Raw genomic sequence first — 18,716 nt, forward strand, 5'->3', positions numbered from 1 at the left:
TCAGTGAAAATCCACTGAACGGCATTTTTAATTTACTATCCGTTATTATGCAGTTCTTTTTTATAAACTTCAGTAGTCTGATCATCAAAACAGATCATTGTGACAACCTGGAGATGGTGCGCGGTTGGTAAAAAATGAAGAATCGTTGTAATCGCAATTTTGGCTGCTTGATCAATGGGATATGAATACACCCCGGTACTAATGGAAGGAAAAGCGATTGTTTGACAACCATATCGATCCGCCAACACCAAGCTATTGTGATATGAGCTTGCTAATAATTGTGGTTCGCCATCATTGCCCCCATGCCACACCGGACCGGGAGTATGAATGATATACTTTGCCGGTAACTCAAAACCACCGGTAAGGCGCGCCTCACCAGTCGGACATCCATGAAATTTCTCACAAGCCGCATAGAGGGCAGGACCAGCGGCACGATGAATGGCACCATCAACACCACCGCCTCCCATTAATGTGGTATTAGCCGCGTTCACGATGGCGTCACCATGAAACTGAGTAATGTCGCCTTGAATAACTTGAATCTTTTTCACTTTCCGTCATCTCTACTCTTGCGGGCGCTATTACCAGATGTTCACACGCTCATCCCGTGCTTTCCACATTGGGTCACCTTCATGAATATGAAAAATCTTAAAGAATTCATCTTGGTTTTGCGCCTGAACATTAGCCCGGAGTTTGTTTGGCGCATGAACATCAATCGACAACAATAATTGCATGTATTGAGTTGTTGCCTTCATCCGCCAAATTCGTGCCCAATTAATAAAGAACTCACGGCCTGAATAATCTAATTCCTCTTGAGCTGCAGCTAAAGCACAGCTTAAGCCACCACCATCAGCAATGTTTTCAGAAACGGTTAGTTTGCCATTCACTGTCTGCCCAGCAAACGGTAAGCCATTAAATTCATCGATCATCTTCTGCGCTAGCTGTTGAAAATGCTCAGTATCCGCCTTCGTCCACCAATTGTGAAGGTTCCCATATTCATCAAACAGTGCGCCGTTATTATCAAATGCGTGAGAAATTTCATGGGCAATCACTGCACCAATTCCACCATAATTCTCACTACTGGTTTGCTCGAGACTATAGAATGGCGCCTGGAGAATTGCTGCTGGGAACACAATAATATTCTTAAATGGATGATAATATGCGTTCACAGTAGCCGCACTCATCTCCCAGCGCATCCGATCAACCGGCTGATTCCACCGGCTGAACAATTCTCGATTAGCAACTAAACCAAGTTGGATCACATTGTCTAATAAGCTCATTTGGGGATCGACCTTAAGATGATCATACAAGTCTGGAATTCGGTCGGGGTATCCCACCTGGATCCCAAGTTTAGTTAATTTAGTAATTGCCTTTTGTTTAGTGGCTTCCCCGAGCCAATCGTTATTAGCTAGCCGTTGTTTATATACGCCAACCATCTGCTTAACCATGTGGGTAACATCAGCTTTAGCCGTCGCACCAAAATACTTGCGACCATAATAATCACCAACCACCTGACTATAAATACCACGAGTTAGATAAAAAGCAAATTTACGGTGGTTCACTGGCTTCTTGCTTCCTGACAATGCTCGACCATATTCTCCGCTAATCGTTCGCAACTCATCTGTCAACAATCCGGCTTGGCCTAACACCTCGTTAACGATCAACCAGCTCTTAAAAATCGTAAAGTGGTCCTTTAAAATCTGGTTGAGCGCTAACATGTACTTGGGCTCAGTGACAATGACTTTTGCTGGCGCTGTCCCTAGTAATTCAGTCACCACTTTGCGGATGTCCAACTGATCAGTATGGGCAGCAAATTCTTCCAAGCTCTGTGGGTTATACATCTTGCTGTAGTCAGCACTCTCTTCTGCACTTTTCACATGTGGGACTAACAACGAGTCGAACTGGATTGTTTCATCAATTAAAACTTCAGCCTGTTCCTCTTCATAACCCAGCCTTTGTAATAATTTATTCGTCATCATTGACCACTGTTTAAGCAGAACCGGCCCTTGTGGATTATCTTTGGCATAGTAGTTCTTTTCTGGCAGAATCAACCCTGGAGCAGCAGCAAAAAGTGCATACACAGTCGCGTTCTTCATATCTGCATCAATATCAAACGAAACTGGAGAAGCTGATCCTTCTAGGATAAACTGTGCCCAGTGGCTTTGATAGTCCGTATAATCAGTCAGACGATTAAACTGATCCAGTCGATGAAGCAGTGGTTGAACCCCTTCTTGTTCACGACGGTCAAAATCCTTCGCTAATTGGTAAAGCTTTGTTGCCTCTTGAAGGCGTTGATCTTGAGGTGCTTGCTTACTAAACTGATCAAAGTCGGCCATTAATTGTTTATCGACTTGATCAACCAAATCATTAAAGCCACCGGTCGCAGGCTTGTCCTCTGGAATTTGTGCTGTCTTCAGCCACTCACCATTAACAGCTTCATACAAATCATCTTTTATTTGTGCTTTATTAATTGAACTCATTTTTTTGCTCCTTTAGTTTTTTTAATTATACCGAATCGTCATTCAAATCGCTTAAGTAATTCATGGCGTGCCTCTAGTGAAAACCACCGATCATGCATTCCCACCAGTTGACTTACTGCCTGATAATCTCCCAAATCAATTCGCCCACGGATGAGTTTACTTTCTTGCAGTGCTCGAGCAAACTTAACTATCGCCGGTGTTACTTGATTGTGGAAGAGCTGATTAGGATCTTCAGGCCAATCTAAGTAGAGCAATTTCTTTGCCATTTGATACTCTGACGTATTCTCCATCGCTAATTGTAAGTAATTTGGTGCTAGTAATTTCATTTACTTCTCCTTCAGATAACTAACCATTGTTGGTACATTGGTCACTGACAATGGCGAATCACTAGTTAATAACCACAAAACGTTTTGATAACCATAATTCTTAATTACCGTCTCACCCCAGCCATCAGTCACAATAATAACTGGATTTTGCCGATTCACTCGCTGCTTTTCTAAATAGTCAAAAACTGCCTGGTAGCGTGTTCCACCACCTCCGTGGCGTTTCATGGGTAGCCAACAACCCGGCTTCACCAGCCGAGGTTGGCTTTGTACTTTAGCATCAAAGTCACCAACCAGTAGCTCCAGATTATTTTTAATCGCCATTGCATTTAATGTGGTAATAATCTGACTGATCGTTTCATCTCTCATTGAGCCAGACTGATCAATAAAAACAGTTAACTTAGTCACATAGCGGATAATCGTTCCCATTAGTTCAAGACGTTGTGGTTGACGACGATTAAACCGTGCTCTTGTCGACTGCTGACCACGTGGAACCTGCCGAACTAACTGCCAAAATGCCTGGCAAAATGGTAACTGATATTGATTGGCATGTTCATTAAGGTTGACATTCATCGCCTGTGGTATTAATCCCCGCTGGTGAGCAGTTAAATGGTTTCGGCTTTGTTGCAGCAGGCGCCTCAACCGCCCCTCGCGGATTAACTGGTTACCAGCTACAAACCAGCCTCCATGATTTTTTTGCGGATCTTTGAAATGGCGCCGACGTAACTCTCCTTGAAGCTTCTTTTGTTGAGCAATTGGTAAATGACGCAATATTTTTAAGTAATAGCCTGAATCTTGCCGAGGAGTCAAACGTTGATGGAGAATTTGGCTCATCACTTCCAAGGTCATCGTACCAACCGGAGCTTTGGTCAGATACTGATTAACTGCAATATCGCAAGCCAGCCCCACTAATTCCTGATCTGAACAATTTGCATACCGCACCGGATGCTGCCACACAATGTGAAGTGCTTGATGTTTCAGTAGCTGAACTAACTCATCCATTCTTAATGATATAACCTTATTACTAACGCTTTGGAGGATCATTTCATCTTGATGCCAGACTAACGAAATTGGTTCATTCTCCTGGTCATTTGTTTCCCGGGAAATATTAACTAAGATTTCGCCCATGAGCGGATCTTGCTGCAAAATCTCAGTAATTGCTTGTGAAATTCGTTGTTGCGCGTTCAACTCCCTCATGCTACTTCACCACAACCTTTTGCAACAATTGATAAAAATTTTTTGCTACATTTTGTCCAGCATTGGCTTGTCGATAAAGTTGTGATAATATTTCCGGGTTTTGATGAGTGAGCTGGGCAAATTGACGGATAACTGCGTATTGTCCATCCGCACTAACCGTTACTAAATATTGCATCAACCGTCGGAGATACTTTTCATCCACCATTTGAGACGGGTACTTTTTAATCATCCTGATCAGTAATGTGACCTTATCGGCCTCACTCAACTGATTAAACTCCTCCAGGTGATCATCTGAAACTAAATCTTGAACTGTTAACCGCCTTTCTTGGTGCAGAACATAATCAGCAAAAGCCGTTCCAACCTCAATTCCCAAATCACCACTAAATAGGTCTGCTATGATTGCCGATCGATCTCGTTGGTCCAAGGAAGTTAATTTCACTAAGTTCTTTGATACTCTAGTCCATGAACGTGGAGTTGGATAGAGATCATCATTTTGCGGTCCATTCAGATAAGCTGAGTGTTCCTGTAAATACTGTTGGACCAGTGGATGAATATGTGGTTGGCCATTTAAATCTTGTTGTTGTGCCCACTGGAGCCAATCAGCTAAGGAAGCCTTCATTTCTAATCGGACTGTCCGATCTTTAATCGCATCATCCGCAGGCGTGACCGAATAATTATCCCCAGTAAAATGAGTCATCGTTGGATCTGGATTTTCTGCAATTACAATCTGTACTTGTTGCGGCAATCGAAGGCTATTCACTTGACGCTGTAAAACTAAATTCATTAATTCTGCTTGAACTGCAGCCGTCCCCCGATTGAATTCATCTAAAAACCAGATGATTCGCTGATTGGGATGACTTTCTGCCTGTTGAATAATTTGAATGAGCGTTTCTGAATAACCATACTGAACATTTGCTAGTATTCCATAATGAGTAGTTTTAATAAACGCTTCATCATGAAGCGGCGGCACTGGGATAGCTAAATCTCCCTTTTCGCTCAAACTAACGACCGTCGTAAACAACTTCGCTTTTAATTCGGTTGCAACTTCCCGAACCAAAGCGGATTTACCAATTCCTGCTTCACCGACAACATTAGGAACGTTCCCGGCAGCTAACACAACTTTAACTGCTTGCTTCATTAATTGATAACTTAGTGCCAAGATTAATTCCTCCAACCATAGTTTTCTAAATCAGCATCGCGCTTGCGCATCTTGGAAACATATGGATTATCGGCTACCCAAAACCGTAACTGTTCATTCGCATTGGCACCATAGGGATTAATCCCCACCCGCGGTCCGCTTGCAACTTTAATCGGTTGCCGCTTTGTCTTTAACGAAATCGTTAACGGAGCATTCGTCATTGATTGACCATCCAGTTGACGATCATGGATTCCTAATGCCTGCACTAATTTTCCTGGTCCATTGGTGACGTCCACTCCGTGTTTCCCCCGGTTCCGACTCATTCGTTCAACATTAATCGTTGGCTCTATTGCTCGAATTAAGATTCCTTGAGGCTCTTCCACGTTTTGCACTACCACATCAAAACAATAATGTGAACGAATTTGATAGATATAGATATCTCCAGGATTTCCATACAGCGATTCAGTATAATTCGTTCGACGTCCGCCATAAGCATGGGATGCCGAATCCTGCTCACCAAGATAAGCTTCCGTTTCAACAATTAATCCGCCAATTAACCCAGCCGGACCATCATAAAGCACTTGATAACCCAAAAGATCTTTAGCAATTTCCGTGGTTGGTCGATTTGTAAAAAATCGTTGATAATTATTCATTCGCCTTTACTCCTTCTTGTATGTATCCTATCATTGATTTTAGGGGGATTAAACATGAAAATTAAACTAGAACGTATTTATACAAAGCCGGTTGATTTAGATGGTTATCGAATTTTGGTGGACCGATTATGGCCACGTGGCATTTCAAAAGTAAATGCGCGCCTTGATGAATGGATTAAAGAAGTCGGACCAAGTACTGAGCTCCGAAAATGGTTTAATCACGATGTCAAAAAGTTTGATGAGTTTAAATCCCGTTACTTAGAAGAACTAAAAACCAATCCTGCTTATGATCAATTATTAACGACCGTTCGTGAGCAATTAAAACAACAAGACGTCATTTTGTTGTTTGGTGCAAAGGATCCGGAACATAATCAAGCAGTGATTTTACAAGAACAATTATTAAAAGACCTGTAAAGAATTATAATTGGATCAAAGTTCTGTCACTGTACTATTCAATATAAATAAGATCCTGCGGCGTCAAGAATTTGTAAAAAGGCTCCAGTGTTCGGTACAGCCGAACTCTGGAGCCTTGTTTCATGAATAATATTGGAAAGCTTTGGTTAATCTCCAGGAATATCAACATGGTTGCAGGTGAACTGGTCACCAGCCAGCCACTTATTAGCACCTTTGATTAATTCTTCATTATCTGCAGTACTATAAAGCGTCAATGATCCCTTGTCTTTCGAGTCAGTTAAAAGATCTTGATCTGCTAGTAATTTCTTGGCAGTTCGTACAGTTTCCAGTGCCGGGTCCACCAGAACCACTTGTTCACCTAAAAAGTTAGTAATTTCTTTAGAAAGAAATGGAAAATGCGTGCAACCTAGGATTAAAGCCTGAACTGGTTTTTCCTTGAAAATTGCTAATTGTTCATCAACCACTTTTTGCGCCTTTGGTGTGCCCACTTCATTATGTTGAACCACTGCAACCATTGGTTGAGCAGCTTTACTAATTACTTCAACATCTGGGTCCAAAGCATGAATGGTAGCCGGATATGCACCAGCTTTAGTTGTCGATTCAGTCGCAATGACACCAATTCGATCATGATGAGGTTGAGCGAGCGCTGCCTCTGCTCCTGGCTTAATAACCCCAATTACTGGAATTGGTAGTTCCTTTTGCAAGGTTGGTAACGAAGCAGCGGTTGCTGTATTACATGCAATTACCATTAACTTAATATCATGGGTTAACAAATATTTGCCGATATTTAATGCTAAATGACACACATCAGCTTGCGTTCGCAATCCATATGGAAAGTGTCCTTGATCGCCCACAAAAACGATCGATTCATTCGGTAGATGTTCCCGCATAACACGAACCACAGAAAGTCCACCAATTCCTGAATCCATAACACCGATTGGTCTCCGATCCATATTAAAACCTCCTTCATTCAACATTGATCCACAGACGATAATAAAATATCGCCTTTATCATCGCCTCATCTTTATTTTAGCATTCCGTTTCTAGGTTGAAAAATAATCAGTTGTGGTTAACGATCTGATTGTTGCTGGAGAATTTTTCGTCCCGCTTTAAGAAGTTCTGAAGTTGCTTCTACTGATAAAAATCGCTGACATGGCACTTCACGATGGCGATCCTTAAATGCCATTGGTTCAGCATCAACAATCATCACCATTAAGTTGTTTTCAGTTAATAATAATTGTCCTGGATGGTGGTATTGACCCTTGGTATGCTTCCCAGTACGCCAGGTATGGATTTTAATTTTACCGGTGGCACCGACCTTAAATTGATACCCGCCAGACCCATTATTTTCTACTGGAAGACCATAAAATTTTTGCACTGGATATTGGTTTTTCTTGCTCATCCTGCAATTGCCGTTGCTGGGCATAACGCACTTACTAACTGAAAGAAATAACCTTCCGTTAACGCATTGGCCCAGGTTCCCTTCCGTTTATTTTCGCCATCAATAATCATTGATAGCATTGCTTTTACTAAATGATCATCATTTGACAACATCACTTGACCAACCGTTTCATGATCAATCCGCGGTTTAATTTCCGCAGCACGTAACGTTTGCAAATATTGCGGGTTATAATCCAAAGAGCGTTCAAAAAAGTCCGCAAACGACCGCATTAGTTGATCATAAACTGGTTGTTTCGTTCCTTCAACAACCTGCCATTCAATCCGCTGACTTATCATTTGACGAAAATAAGTTAAATATTCAGCATAATTCATCCTATCACCTTCACCTCTATTATAACCGGTCTAGATCAATCTAGAAGAAATAATCTCGCTTAATTCAAGATCATGTTATGATCAACATAGTATTGATCAAAGAAGGTTTAACCAATGGAAAAATTAGTAACTGCTCAAGAAATGAAACGCCTCGATACCAGAACCATTAACGAAATTGGTATTCCGTCACTCGTCCTCATGGAACGAGCTGCCCTTGCCGCTCGTGATGAAATTCTTACAGCATTCCCTTTAAACCAATCGAATGTCGTTATCGTGGCTGGCAGTGGCAATAATGGCGGTGATGGTTTAGCGGTTGCCCGTCTGCTTAAAATTGCCGGTAGTAACGTCAGCATTTTAAATGTTGGTAATCCGAACCATGCTTCGGCTGAACACCAGACACAAGAAAAAATTTGCCAACATTATGCTATCTCTGAAACAAGCGATCTAAAAATTCTCGAAAAGGCTTCCCTAATTGTTGATGCAATTTTCGGGATTGGCATTGATCGTAACATTCAAGGACATTACACTGATGTAATTAAGGCGATTAACAATTCAGCGGCCCCAGTAATTGCAATCGACATGCCATCTGGCATTAATACCGACACGGGAGAAGTAATGGGTACCGCCGTCAAGGCAACGGTCACTGTCACCTTTGCTTACAATAAGGTAGGCCTAACAAAAAAAGCCGGCAAAGAAAATGCCGGGCGCATTGTCGTAGCTAACGATATGGGAACTTATTAAGCTGTTTTTATTGCCACCATAACTTGATCAACGCTTGGGTACCGTCGTTTCCCAAGCTTTTTTTATCAACCAAAATCTCGTATAAATGTTTAGCTTCTTTGGTTCCTGGTAAGTCAATTTGTAATTGAGTGGCCGTATCTAATGCAATTCGCAAATCTTTTAAGAAATGTTTGGCAAAAAAGCCCGGCGTGTAATCATCGCTAAGAATCCGTGGTCCATAACTTCCTAAGCTAAAGTTCTCGGCCGCTCCACCCTGGAGTGTTCGAATAACCTTTGACAAATTCAACCCAGCAGCCTGCGCATAAACCAGGGCCTCAGTCATCCCGGTCATTGTTCCGGCAATCATGATTTGGTTCGCCATTTTAGCATTCTGGCCGCTTCCCGCAAGTCCAAAGTACGTGACTTCATTGCTAAATTCTGCAAACAATGATTTTAATTTTGCCAACTCTCCCTGATCACCACCAACCATGACGGTTAACGTTCCCTGTTTGGCACCAATATCACCACCTGACACTGGCGCATCCAAAGCAACAATGTCGCGAGAAAGACAGTCTTTAGCGATTCGTTGATCAAGATCCGGACGACTGGTGGTTAAATCAATTAAGACCTGCCCGCGATGTGCCGTCTCCATGATGCCATGTTCTCCATAATAAACCGCTTCAACGTCCCGAGGAAAACCAACCATCGTCATAACAATTTCAGCTTATTCAGTTAAGTCAGCTGGACTATCTGACCACTTTGCCCCATTCTCGAGGACTGACTTGGCATGGGCTTTTGTCCGGTTAAAAACTATGACCTCTTCGCCATGTTTTAATAAGTTATTAATAATCCCGGTTCCCATAACCCCGGTCCCAATAAATCCAATCTTCATTTGAAACCCTCATTTCATCACTACAAAAAAGCATCAGGCTAAACTAGGTAGATTGATGGATGCTGACCTATCAGCATTCCAATTGCCAACCAGCTACTACATGACCTCATTATGATCCTAATAAAACAATAAAGAGGCTGAGTTACTTCTCAGCCTCTCGGTATTTATAACGTTTATGCACGTGATTTGTATGCACCATCGGCGGTGTTAACAATGATCTTATCACCATTCTTAATGAATGCAGGAACCGTGACTACTAACCCAGTATTAAGAGTGGCTGGCTTACCACCACCATCAATGGTTGCACCCTTGATTTCTGGTTGTGTATCAGTAACTTCGAGAGTAACAGTTGCTGGCAATTCAACCCCAACAATTTCACCATTAACGAAGTCCATTTGTACTTCCATGTTTTCTTGTAAGTACTTCTTTTCTTCTGTAATGTTGGCATTTGGCACTTCATATTGTTCATAGTTTTCCAAATCCATAAATACGGAACTGTCGCCTTCTTCGTAAAGGTATTGGGTATTCCGCTTATCAACATTAACTTGTTCAACCTTTTCAGAAGGACGCATCGTGGTGTGCACGATTGATCCTGAACGAACATCCTGAATGTCCATTTGCATCAAAGTATTACCTTTACCTGGCTTATGGTGGTTAATCGTTAGTACCCGTAATAACTTGTCGCCACGCTTGAAAACCATTCCCTTTTTCAAATCAATTGTTTGAATCATTATAAATGCTCCTTCGTTACGAAAATTTCTGTAATCAATTCCATTGATTACAACATACAAAACTATTATAACATAGTTTAATTGTAGTTTTTAAGTGTCGTGATGGTGTTTATCTTTGGTAAATCAGATTCGACGCCGGAACGCGAATCAAGGTATATTGTTCAGCAACATGATTGACTCGACAGCCTAATCCATTCAAAAGATTATTCTTATAACGAATCGTCATTACCGCTGCAAAGGCGTGATTAGTTCGTGAATCCTCCTTCGCCAGTGCCTGCTGATTCCATGGGTAGGCAGCGGCTTCTGTGCTCAAATAATGATTACTGTCCGCAATGGAACCAAACCGCGAGTTTGTCATGTTTTTATTCCCGGTTGTCCAATAAGTATATGAAACGACTGGATGCTTGCCAGAACGACTGCGGTTAACTTTAACATAGTAATAGTCGTTTTTGACTTGACCAAGCTGAAGAGTTTGATACTTTGTCTTAATCGTCACTTCTTGTCCATTGTGATAATTAACTGGCCGGAAAAATGATAAGTAACTCATCCCCCAAAGCCAGGCTATCGCAATTGCAAGCAGTACAACATAGCGAATTACTAAGTTACCGGCATAGCGTTTCCCAGTCTTGGCAATTAACATTAATTGATGGACCCGAATATCGTGGATTACATAACATATAAATACAACTGCACCAAGCCACAGTAGCCATCCTAACCAATTCCAAGTCATTGCTTCTCTCCATTCTTTGCTCGCTATTTAAGCAATCATGATTAATTAGTATGCCCTTAATTGTACCACATTCGATTTCTTCTTCGCCTTTTTTCATAATAACGGGTATAATAAATTGTATTAATACACAATGACGTGTGCAATTAAGGAGGATCACCAGTAATGGATGAAGGAAACAATCTTTCAATGGACATTATTAACTACGAAAAGGATCATGATTTAACTGATAATGAAATGGCCTTTGGCAGCCAGCTATCAGTAGAACGGGTCCACGATATTAAATCTCAAGCAAGTGATGCAACTCCCGAAGAAGAAGGGCTATTGCGTCGCTTCATGGATTCTCATCAATAAATAATCCAAAAATGGCAGAGCATTGTTGCTCTGCCATTTTTAATTATTCGGGTTCATGAAAACTGATCGGTAATTGCTGTGGTTGAACTTCCACTTGCGGATTTTTGATCTTGGCCATCAACGTTTTAATTAGTTCGTCCGCAATTTGTTCGATTGGTTGGACAACCGTTGGCAAAGATGGTTCAATCGTGCGAATCATCTTTGACCCATCATACCCAGTTACCAAGAAATCATCATTAATCTTTTTGCCAGCCTTCACTGCAACGTTACGAATTTCCAGCGCCTGAAGATCATTAGTTGCAATTACTGCATCATATTTCCCGGGAAATGTTTTTGCAAAATTCGTTTTCTTTAAATCTAATGGCGTGTAATTAGCATGATGGGCTGTTAAATAATCAACCGTCCCTTGTACCCGGTTCAAAGTGGGGGAAACCGAAGTATCTTCATCAATCATTACAGCAATTCGTTTAGCACCGTGTTCAATCATGTATTTAGCTGATAACTCACCACCATGATAATTATCACAAGCCACAATTGGGATGTTGCCAGCTAGATAGCGATCAAAAGAGACCACCGTCGAAGTGATTTGTTGATACTCTCGGATTCCTAAATTATGGGAACTAGATATTATCCCATCGACCTGGTTGGCCATCAACATTCCTAAATAATCATGCTCGATCTGCTCATTTTCGGCTGACGAAGCAATAATTGTCTTGTAACCCAGCCCAAATAATCGATATTCCAAATCGTTAATTAATTCAGCAAAAAAAGGATTGGTAATATTGGGAAAAATTAAGCCAATAAATTTAGAAGGTTTCCCTTGCATTGCCCGAGCTAATGCGTTGGGCTGGTAATTCAATTCACGCATTGCTGCGTGAACCTTAGCAATGGTTTTTTTACTTAACGAACCATAGTTATTAATTACTCGTGAAACAGTTGTTACTGAAACACCTGCTAGATTTGCGACATCTTTTAACTTTGCTACCATGTTTTTTTCTCCCCATAAATTGTCAATTTATTATAACCTAAATTTCTAGTAAGAGAAAAGAAACTGAGAGTTAATTTAACTCTCCATTTTCTTTTTAACACTAGCGGGGTTCTTTTATCACTTTAAAACAACAGTTTGCTCATGATGATCATAAAAATCAATAAACATACTGAACTAATGGCTGCAGCTCCAAACACGGCTCCTCCACGTTTGAAAATCACGCGAAAGTTAACCGAAATTCCAAGAGCTGCCATTGCCATACCCAAGAAGATATACGCTGCTTGAACCAATGCATCAAGCACTTCAGCAGAAAACGGTAAAAAGGTACCCAAAATACTAGTCAAGATAAAACCAGCTAAGAACCAAGGAATGGGTAGTTTCTTTGGTGCCTGCTCATGTTCTTCAAGACTTTCTTGCACTAAGCGATGCTGGTACCAATAGCCGACAATCAGTGCAACTGGTGCTAATAGCAAAACTCTAGAAAGTTTCATAATTAAAGCATTATCTAAACTCGCTTCACCAAAAGCTCCGCCGGCAGCAACCGCATGGGCAATTTCGTGCAACGAGCCACCAGCAACGATCCCAAACTGTGCTGCTGTAAGACCTAAGATTGGCTTTAGCCCAATTTCCAAAAGTGTAAACACCGTTCCCATTACACAAACTACCGCAACGGCCAACACTTCATTTTCTCGTTTGCGCTCTTCATCAGTAGTTTCAATTTGTGGAGAAACACCCATGACGGCAGCCGCCCCACAAATTCCGCAACCACAAGCAGACAAAATTGCTAGTTCATCTTCTGCACCAAATTTTTTACTTAACCAGTAGGTGAGGGTAATTGTCCCACCAACACCAACCATGGCAACCAGAATCGTTTTAATTCCAGCTTGCGCTAAGGCTTCTAGATTTAGTCGAAAACCTAGTAAGATAATCCCTAACCGAAGAAATTTGTTAGAGATAAAACCCATGCCAGCTTGCGCATCACTTTGCATCCGGCGTGGCGTTAACTGCATCGCAATTCCTAAAAGTAACGCAATTACCAGTGCACCAATCAAATTAACATAGGGAAGTTTGGCTAATAGCACACCCGCCACCGCACAAACTAGGGTCATAGCCGCAGCTAACCAAAAGCTCCGGGTCTTCATAATTGTCATTCTTGAATCAATCCTCCTCAATAATATCCTGTTTAACTTTAGCAGATTTTTGCATATTAACAAGATTATTCACAGAAAAAGCCTCCCAATCTGGAAGGCCTTTTATCTATGTGGTTAGAATCCTTCATCAAGACAGAAAGGGTTCCCCACTAGGAGATCATCATATTATGTTTTAAGGTTGAGCGTTATTTTTGACTCATAATCTCTTGACCGTTAGCGGTTACAGTAAAGGTCTTGTTAGCTGCATCTGCATCAAGGACAGCCACATTTTTACCATCTTTGTCCCGACGAGTAATTTTAATGGTAGTTTCCGTTGGTGTTTCAACGTCAATTGAACCGTCGAGATCAAAAGCAGCGAATTTGTTCCGCCATGAAAGCAACTCTAAGAGATTCTTAACGACTGGACGTTGAACTTCTTGAGCAACTTCCTCTTTCGTGTAATAGTGACGGTTAATGTTTCGTCCTTCCTTAGTCTTTTCAAGCAAATCAAGGTCGTTTGAACCAGCTAGTAAACCAACGTAGTAAACCATTGGAATCCCTGGTGCAAAGATTTGGAATGCCCGTGAAAGCAGGTAAGCTTTATCGTCATCACCAAGTGCTGAATAGTAAGTTGAGTTAATCTGGTAAATATCAAGGTTATGGTATTCAGCACTGGAGTACTTCCGTTTAACGTTAGCCCCAACCTTATATAATTCATTGGAAGCATAGTCAATTTCATCATCAGTCAAAATGTCCTTAGCATCTACAACCCCAATTCCATCATGGGTATCAAGGGTCGTAAATTGTTTCATTGGTGACATCTTCAACCACTTAGCAAGCCGATTCGTCTTACCAGAGTATAACGTGTACAGGGTGGTCATTGGCAACGTAAAGTCATAGATAAAGAAATTATGTGCCGAAATCTTTTGTGGAATCGTGTAATGTTCGTGGATTTCTGGCAAGATAATGGCCTTGTAAGGTGCCAAAATATCTTGAACTTCATTCAAAAGATCCCAAATTTCGGGTTCAACAAAGAAATCATTCGTACCAACCTTCTTGACAGCATAGGCAAAGGCGTCCAAACGGATCATATCTGCACCATGCTTAACCATGTCAATCAAGGTTTCCTTAAAGAATTCGTTAGCCACCTTACTCTTGACGTTGATATCGATTTGTTCTTCGCCAAAGGTGTTCCAAAGGTGTTCCTTAGTACCGTCATCAAAATCGATTTCTTGTTCAGGGGCCTTATCTTTCCGCTTATAAATCAAATCAATATCTTCTTGCGTTGGGCGGTTTTGTCCTGCCTTAGCCCAGAATTTTTCCCAACGGATAAAGAAGTCCTTGTACTTAGAATCATCATGGTTCTTCTTGAAATCTTGGTACATTTCGGACTTCTTAGAAATGTGATTAATCATGAAGTCAAACATTAAGTAGTAGTCTTCACCTAATGATTCAACATCACTCCAGTCACCAAAGGCTGGATCAACCACATCATAACGGTAGGGGGCGAACCCACGGTCACCAGTAGATGGGAAGAATGGTAACAAGTGAACACCACCAATGGCATCACCAATGTATTTATTTAATACTTCATGAGTTTCCTTAATGTTCTTACCCATTGAGTCAGAGTAAGTAATTAACATCGCTTTATTTTGAATTGGCATTTTTTATTCCTCCATAAAATTATTTGGTAGCTTGACGACGAGTAGCAAAGAAAATGATCAGGGCAATCACGATTAAACCAATCCCATAAATCAAGAATGGTGCTGCAAGGCCATAGCCACTTGTTGGTTGACCCATCAAATGATTGGTCCATTCAGCAATTGATGGTGAGAAGAATGCCCCAAAGTTAAAACCAATTAAAACCATCGACGTTACCAATGGTTGCCGTTTGGCTGGTGCCAGGTTTGGTAACAGGTTAAAAATTAGTGGCGAAACAAGTTGCAATGGGAACCCAATTAATAGAAGCCCAATCACCAAAACAACGAAATTTGAACCAGCAAAGTAGAACAAGAAGTTCGATACTGCCATCAGTCCAAGCCCGAGATACACAGTTCCAAAGCCAAGCCGCTTTTGAATTGCACCGTAAAATAATCCACCAAGCGTTGCACCAATTAACATTAATGATAAGAAATTGGATGCTCCAGTGTAGTGGGCACCATTAATGTTAACTGCGAGGCCTGGGAACCGATTTTCCATTCCAACATAGTCAACAACTAATAGGAATGCAAATAAAACTAACAGGTAGACTGTTGGGCTCGTCTTTTCGATATCGTCTTCATTAAAATCGTCAACGGTTGCTTCAACTTCTTCTTTAACTTTTTCTGCAACCTTCTGAGCTTTCGCATCATCAGGAACACGTAGTCCAAAAAAGATCAAAACAACAAAAGCTAACGCATAGATTAAGAATGAAGCGTGCCAGCCGCTCATTGTTAACAAGAGCCCTGCTAAAAACAGAGTACATGCTTGTCCTATTTGTTCAGCAGCTGCTCGCCAACCGAGCATTTGGGAACGAGTCTCACCGTCGTACCAGACAGAAATCATTGAAATTGCTTGCGAGTTATACAACCCGTATCCTGCTCCCAATAGCAATCGCGAACCAAGAATAATCGGGTAACTATGAATGTTAAAGAATGGTACCAATCCCATCACTCCGACAATCGTAACCCCAATCATAATCATTTTCTTGTCTGAAATCTTAAACCATTGTTGTAACAGTGGTGATAAGACAACAAAGATCATTACGGCAAACGACGGTGTCGTTGCTAAGTACTCAGATTGAGTCTGAGTAACATTCAAAGAAGCTTTCAATTGGGGAAGCGCACTTTGAACAGCATAGGCACTCGTCAACATGAACGAAACTGACAAGAACGCCAATTTCGTCACCATCGAATTCTTATTCTGCATGTTAAAACCTCATAACTCCTTAATATTAATGACAAAGCTCATTAATTCACATAAGAATATAGCAAGCTTCTCATTAAATGTCAAACGTTTATCAAAGATGTTTTTTACAAATTTGATTAGCTTTCCGTCCTTGAATCAACCGATAAATAAAAATGCCACTTTCTGAAGCTTTTAGACATTTAAATCGTTCAATCTGTGGTAATTAATTTAATCTCAAATTTTCATCCAAAAGCTGATAAAATTCTTTGACCCTTTCTTAAGATAATGCTAAATTTTAATTGTTTAGAATCTTACGAATTTATTAAGATTCTTAAATTTCTTAATTATTAATCACATCATTATTCAAAGGAGACTTTATTATGACCAATCGGAACGGTGCGGAACAGCCACACTACAATAAAATTTACCAAAGCGGTCGTAATTGGATGTTCGCAAGTGTTGCTGCATTAACGATGTTGACAGCTGGTGCAACCACTGTGCATGCTGACAACAACTCGAATGATAGTAACAACCAGAACCCAAACACGAATTCTGCGGCCAATAATCAACAACAAACTAATCAAGTCGCAATTAATGGACAAACCACTAATAACCAACAAGCTGACCAGGCTGCTACAATGGCTGCTAACGTTAACTTCAAGAGTAGTCAAAACAACGCTACTAATAATTCACAAAATAACTCAAACACGACGACAACTACTCAAACATTTAACGTTCAAAAAAACGTTACCCCAGTTGCAGCACAACAAGCTGTGGTTAGTCTCGTGCAAACCCCTCCTGCTAACAACCAGGCAGACATTAGCGCTATTCACTTCAGCAGTAATGCCCAATCGCAACAGTTCATCGAAAGTGTTGCTCCTGGTGCAATCGAAGGATGGCGGAAATACGGTGTTCTCCCTTCAGTAACGGTTGCCCAAGCTGTTATCGAAAGTGGCTGGGGACGCTCTGGTTTGTCAACCCAAGCACATAATTTATTTGGTATAAAAGGATCATATAATGGTCAATCAATTGTGATGCAGACTCGTGAAGTTTATGGTGGACGGAGCGTTTATGTTAACGCCAACTTCCGTGCTTACCCAAATAATTCCGCCTCTGTTGAAGATCACGGGAACTTCCTCTATTCCAATAGTCGTTACCGCAACTTGTTAGGTGACCGTGACTACGCCAGCGTTGCACGAAAGTTAAAGGCTGACGGCTACGCTACTGATCCTAACTATGCTTATGCCATCATCAACATGGTGCAAACGTATGGATTAAATCGGCTTGATACCATCGCCTTTTCTGGTGCCCAACCAGTAATTACTAATAAAGGTAATAGCGGTAATAATTCATCCGCTGCTTCTGGTTACTACACTGTACAAAGTGGCGATACCCTTTCTGGAATTGCAAATCAATTTGCTACGACGGTGCAAAGCATTGCTCAATTAAATGACATCGCTAATCCAAATCGAATTTACGTTGGCCAGCGACTATTAATTAAGCAACCATCAACGGCAGCCAGTTCTTCTACTACTAATAATGCTAATAGTGCAGTTGCATCAAGCTATACTGTCCAAAGTGGTGAAAACCTTTCAGAAATTGCCGCCAAGTTTGGGACTAATTGGCAAGCTCTTGCCCAATTAAACAATCTTTCTAATCCAAACCGCATCTATGTGGGACAAGTCTTACGGCTATCAGCCAGTTCGTCAACCAGTAACGGTTCAACCCAAACTAATAATCAATCATCTAATAGCGGAACGTACACCGTTAAGAGTGGTGACAATCTTTCTTCAATCGCCAGTCAATTTGGTACCAATTATGAAACATTAGCGCGAATCAACAACCTCACTAATCCAAATCGGATTTACGTTGGTCAGGTTCTCCGCGTTTCTGGAAATACAAATGTTTCAACGCCAACCACATCGAACTCTGTTAGCTCATACACCGTTAAGAGTGGCGACACCCTTTCTGGAATTGCCGCTAGGTTTGGCACGACTTATGAAGCGCTAGCGCAACGCAATAATATTGCTAATCCAAACGCAATTTACGTTGGTCAAGTGATTCGTCTCAATGGTTCCGTAACAAACAATCGTTACCAAACTAATTCAGCTCGTGGTACTTACACCGTGCAAAGCGGCGATACCCTTTCTGGAATTGCCGCGGCCCACGGAATAAGCTGGACTAGTCTTGCTAACAAGAACGGGATCCACGCTCCTTACACAATTTATGTTGGTCAGCAAATTTACTTATAATTAATTAATAGTCAAAATGTCCGAGAAAGTTTATTTTCTCGGACATTTTTCGCAATTACTT

Annotated in this window: 19 protein-coding genes and 1 pseudogene; 4 read left to right on the forward strand and 16 right to left on the reverse strand. The window is 41.2% G+C overall.

Going from position 1 to position 18,716, the window contains the following annotated elements; all coding sequences use genetic code 11:
• Nucleotides 1-35 precede the first annotated feature (35 nt).
• The 6 genes from Q0C76_RS01575 to Q0C76_RS01600 are packed head-to-tail and all read right to left on the reverse strand — an operon-like array spanning nt 36 to nt 5,788.
• Nucleotides 36-548 carry an O-acetyl-ADP-ribose deacetylase gene (locus Q0C76_RS01575; RefSeq protein WP_295728823.1) on the reverse strand — a complete coding sequence of 171 codons (513 nt, stop codon included), beginning with the start codon at nt 546-548 and terminating at the stop codon, nt 36-38.
• Between the two features lie 30 nt (nt 549-578).
• Nucleotides 579-2,477, reverse strand: a complete 1,899-nt coding sequence (locus Q0C76_RS01580; RefSeq protein WP_295728826.1) for a M13 family metallopeptidase — start codon at nt 2,475-2,477, stop codon at nt 579-581.
• A 38-nt stretch (nt 2,478-2,515) separates the two neighbouring features.
• Nucleotides 2,516-2,803, reverse strand: coding sequence for a hypothetical protein (locus Q0C76_RS01585; protein ID WP_295728829.1), 288 nt, complete (start codon nt 2,801-2,803; stop codon nt 2,516-2,518).
• On the reverse strand, nt 2,804-3,997 hold the full coding sequence (locus Q0C76_RS01590; RefSeq protein WP_295728832.1) for a DUF2201 family putative metallopeptidase: 1,194 nt from the start codon (nt 3,995-3,997) through the stop codon (nt 2,804-2,806).
• A 1-nt stretch (nt 3,998) separates the two neighbouring features.
• A complete protein-coding gene (locus tag Q0C76_RS01595; RefSeq protein WP_295728835.1) occupies nt 3,999-5,156 on the reverse strand; it encodes an AAA family ATPase in 1,158 nt (385 codons plus the stop codon).
• 2 nt (nt 5,157-5,158) lie between these two features.
• Nucleotides 5,159-5,788: a DNA-3-methyladenine glycosylase gene (locus tag Q0C76_RS01600; protein ID WP_295728838.1), complete on the reverse strand. Its 630-nt coding sequence runs from the start codon at nt 5,786-5,788 to the stop codon at nt 5,159-5,161.
• A gap of 54 nt (nt 5,789-5,842) precedes the next feature.
• Here Q0C76_RS01600 and Q0C76_RS01605 point away from each other — a divergent pair, with 54 nt between their 5' ends.
• A complete protein-coding gene (locus Q0C76_RS01605) occupies nt 5,843-6,202 on the forward strand; it encodes a DUF488 domain-containing protein (protein ID WP_295728841.1) in 360 nt (119 codons plus the stop codon).
• 146 nt (nt 6,203-6,348) lie between these two features.
• Here Q0C76_RS01605 and murI read toward each other — a convergent pair whose 3' ends face one another.
• The 3 genes from murI to Q0C76_RS01620 form a co-directional block, all read right to left on the reverse strand.
• Nucleotides 6,349-7,155, reverse strand: a complete 807-nt coding sequence (gene murI / locus Q0C76_RS01610) for a glutamate racemase (RefSeq protein ID WP_295728843.1) — start codon at nt 7,153-7,155, stop codon at nt 6,349-6,351.
• 116 nt (nt 7,156-7,271) lie between these two features.
• Nucleotides 7,272-7,604: a hypothetical protein gene (locus tag Q0C76_RS01615; protein WP_295728846.1), complete on the reverse strand. Its 333-nt coding sequence runs from the start codon at nt 7,602-7,604 to the stop codon at nt 7,272-7,274.
• On the reverse strand, nt 7,601-7,975 hold the full coding sequence (locus Q0C76_RS01620; protein WP_295728847.1) for a hypothetical protein: 375 nt from the start codon (nt 7,973-7,975) through the stop codon (nt 7,601-7,603). The genes Q0C76_RS01615 and Q0C76_RS01620 overlap by 4 nt, the downstream gene beginning before the upstream one ends.
• Nucleotides 7,976-8,089: 114 nt before the next feature.
• Here Q0C76_RS01620 and Q0C76_RS01625 point away from each other — a divergent pair, with 114 nt between their 5' ends.
• Entirely contained in the window at nt 8,090-8,716 is a 627-nt protein-coding gene (locus Q0C76_RS01625) for an NAD(P)H-hydrate epimerase (protein WP_295728850.1), read from the forward strand.
• A 7-nt stretch (nt 8,717-8,723) separates the two neighbouring features.
• On the opposite strand, the pseudogene Q0C76_RS01630 reads toward Q0C76_RS01625, so the two are convergent.
• From Q0C76_RS01630 to Q0C76_RS01640, 3 genes and pseudogenes are all read right to left on the reverse strand, one after another.
• Nucleotides 8,724-9,587, reverse strand: a pseudogene (locus Q0C76_RS01630) (NAD(P)-dependent oxidoreductase).
• Between the two features lie 173 nt (nt 9,588-9,760).
• Nucleotides 9,761-10,318 carry an elongation factor P gene (efp, locus tag Q0C76_RS01635; protein ID WP_295728852.1) on the reverse strand — a complete coding sequence of 186 codons (558 nt, stop codon included), beginning with the start codon at nt 10,316-10,318 and terminating at the stop codon, nt 9,761-9,763.
• Nucleotides 10,319-10,427: 109 nt separating this feature from the next.
• On the reverse strand, nt 10,428-11,048 hold the full coding sequence (locus Q0C76_RS01640) for an LVIS_2131 family protein (RefSeq protein WP_295728854.1): 621 nt from the start codon (nt 11,046-11,048) through the stop codon (nt 10,428-10,430).
• Between the two features lie 162 nt (nt 11,049-11,210).
• Here Q0C76_RS01640 and Q0C76_RS01645 point away from each other — a divergent pair, with 162 nt between their 5' ends.
• Entirely contained in the window at nt 11,211-11,399 is a 189-nt protein-coding gene (locus tag Q0C76_RS01645; RefSeq protein WP_006917425.1) for an LBP_cg2779 family protein, read from the forward strand.
• A 43-nt stretch (nt 11,400-11,442) separates the two neighbouring features.
• Here the strand turns inward: Q0C76_RS01645 and Q0C76_RS01650 are convergent, their stop codons facing one another.
• From Q0C76_RS01650 to Q0C76_RS01665, 4 genes are all read right to left on the reverse strand, one after another.
• Nucleotides 11,443-12,387, reverse strand: coding sequence for a LacI family DNA-binding transcriptional regulator (locus tag Q0C76_RS01650; RefSeq protein WP_295728858.1), 945 nt, complete (start codon nt 12,385-12,387; stop codon nt 11,443-11,445).
• Between the two features lie 122 nt (nt 12,388-12,509).
• A complete protein-coding gene (locus Q0C76_RS01655) occupies nt 12,510-13,538 on the reverse strand; it encodes a YeiH family protein (RefSeq protein ID WP_295728861.1) in 1,029 nt (342 codons plus the stop codon).
• A 185-nt stretch (nt 13,539-13,723) separates the two neighbouring features.
• Nucleotides 13,724-15,181 (reverse strand): sucrose phosphorylase, encoded by a 1,458-nt coding sequence (gtfA, locus tag Q0C76_RS01660; protein WP_295728864.1) that lies wholly within the window; start codon nt 15,179-15,181, stop codon nt 13,724-13,726.
• A gap of 19 nt (nt 15,182-15,200) precedes the next feature.
• On the reverse strand, nt 15,201-16,424 hold the full coding sequence (locus Q0C76_RS01665) for an MFS transporter (RefSeq protein ID WP_295728867.1): 1,224 nt from the start codon (nt 16,422-16,424) through the stop codon (nt 15,201-15,203).
• 359 nt (nt 16,425-16,783) lie between these two features.
• Between Q0C76_RS01665 and Q0C76_RS01670 the strand changes: the two genes are divergently transcribed.
• Nucleotides 16,784-18,655, forward strand: a complete 1,872-nt coding sequence (locus tag Q0C76_RS01670; RefSeq protein WP_295728870.1) for a LysM peptidoglycan-binding domain-containing protein — start codon at nt 16,784-16,786, stop codon at nt 18,653-18,655.
• The last annotated feature ends 61 nt before the right edge of the window (nt 18,656-18,716 follow it).

Source organism: uncultured Limosilactobacillus sp. (genome assembly GCF_934202705.1).
In the GTDB taxonomy this organism is placed as follows: Bacteria; Bacillota; Bacilli; order Lactobacillales; family Lactobacillaceae; genus Limosilactobacillus.

What these genes read in the sequence shown, in the direction of transcription:
- Q0C76_RS01665 (WP_295728867.1), bottom strand. Translation starts at nt 16,424, where the DNA reads ATGCAGAATAAGAATTCGATGGTGACGAAATTGGCGTTCTTGTCAGTT.
- Q0C76_RS01670 (WP_295728870.1), top strand. Translation starts at nt 16,784, where the DNA reads ATGACCAATCGGAACGGTGCGGAACAGCCACACTACAATAAAATTTAC.
- Q0C76_RS01580 (WP_295728826.1), bottom strand. Translation starts at nt 2,477, where the DNA reads ATGAGTTCAATTAATAAAGCACAAATAAAAGATGATTTGTATGAAGCT.
- Q0C76_RS01650 (WP_295728858.1), bottom strand. Translation starts at nt 12,387, where the DNA reads ATGGTAGCAAAGTTAAAAGATGTCGCAAATCTAGCAGGTGTTTCAGTA.
- Q0C76_RS01605 (WP_295728841.1), top strand. Translation starts at nt 5,843, where the DNA reads ATGAAAATTAAACTAGAACGTATTTATACAAAGCCGGTTGATTTAGAT.
- efp (WP_295728852.1), bottom strand. Translation starts at nt 10,318, where the DNA reads ATGATTCAAACAATTGATTTGAAAAAGGGAATGGTTTTCAAGCGTGGC.
- Q0C76_RS01590 (WP_295728832.1), bottom strand. Translation starts at nt 3,997, where the DNA reads ATGAGGGAGTTGAACGCGCAACAACGAATTTCACAAGCAATTACTGAG.
- Q0C76_RS01645 (WP_006917425.1), top strand. Translation starts at nt 11,211, where the DNA reads ATGGATGAAGGAAACAATCTTTCAATGGACATTATTAACTACGAAAAG.
- Q0C76_RS01640 (WP_295728854.1), bottom strand. Translation starts at nt 11,048, where the DNA reads ATGACTTGGAATTGGTTAGGATGGCTACTGTGGCTTGGTGCAGTTGTA.
- Q0C76_RS01615 (WP_295728846.1), bottom strand. Translation starts at nt 7,604, where the DNA reads ATGAGCAAGAAAAACCAATATCCAGTGCAAAAATTTTATGGTCTTCCA.
- Q0C76_RS01620 (WP_295728847.1), bottom strand. Translation starts at nt 7,975, where the DNA reads ATGAATTATGCTGAATATTTAACTTATTTTCGTCAAATGATAAGTCAG.
- Q0C76_RS01655 (WP_295728861.1), bottom strand. Translation starts at nt 13,538, where the DNA reads ATGACAATTATGAAGACCCGGAGCTTTTGGTTAGCTGCGGCTATGACC.
- Q0C76_RS01625 (WP_295728850.1), top strand. Translation starts at nt 8,090, where the DNA reads ATGGAAAAATTAGTAACTGCTCAAGAAATGAAACGCCTCGATACCAGA.
- Q0C76_RS01585 (WP_295728829.1), bottom strand. Translation starts at nt 2,803, where the DNA reads ATGAAATTACTAGCACCAAATTACTTACAATTAGCGATGGAGAATACG.
- gtfA (WP_295728864.1), bottom strand. Translation starts at nt 15,181, where the DNA reads ATGCCAATTCAAAATAAAGCGATGTTAATTACTTACTCTGACTCAATG.
- murI (WP_295728843.1), bottom strand. Translation starts at nt 7,155, where the DNA reads ATGGATCGGAGACCAATCGGTGTTATGGATTCAGGAATTGGTGGACTT.
- Q0C76_RS01600 (WP_295728838.1), bottom strand. Translation starts at nt 5,788, where the DNA reads ATGAATAATTATCAACGATTTTTTACAAATCGACCAACCACGGAAATT.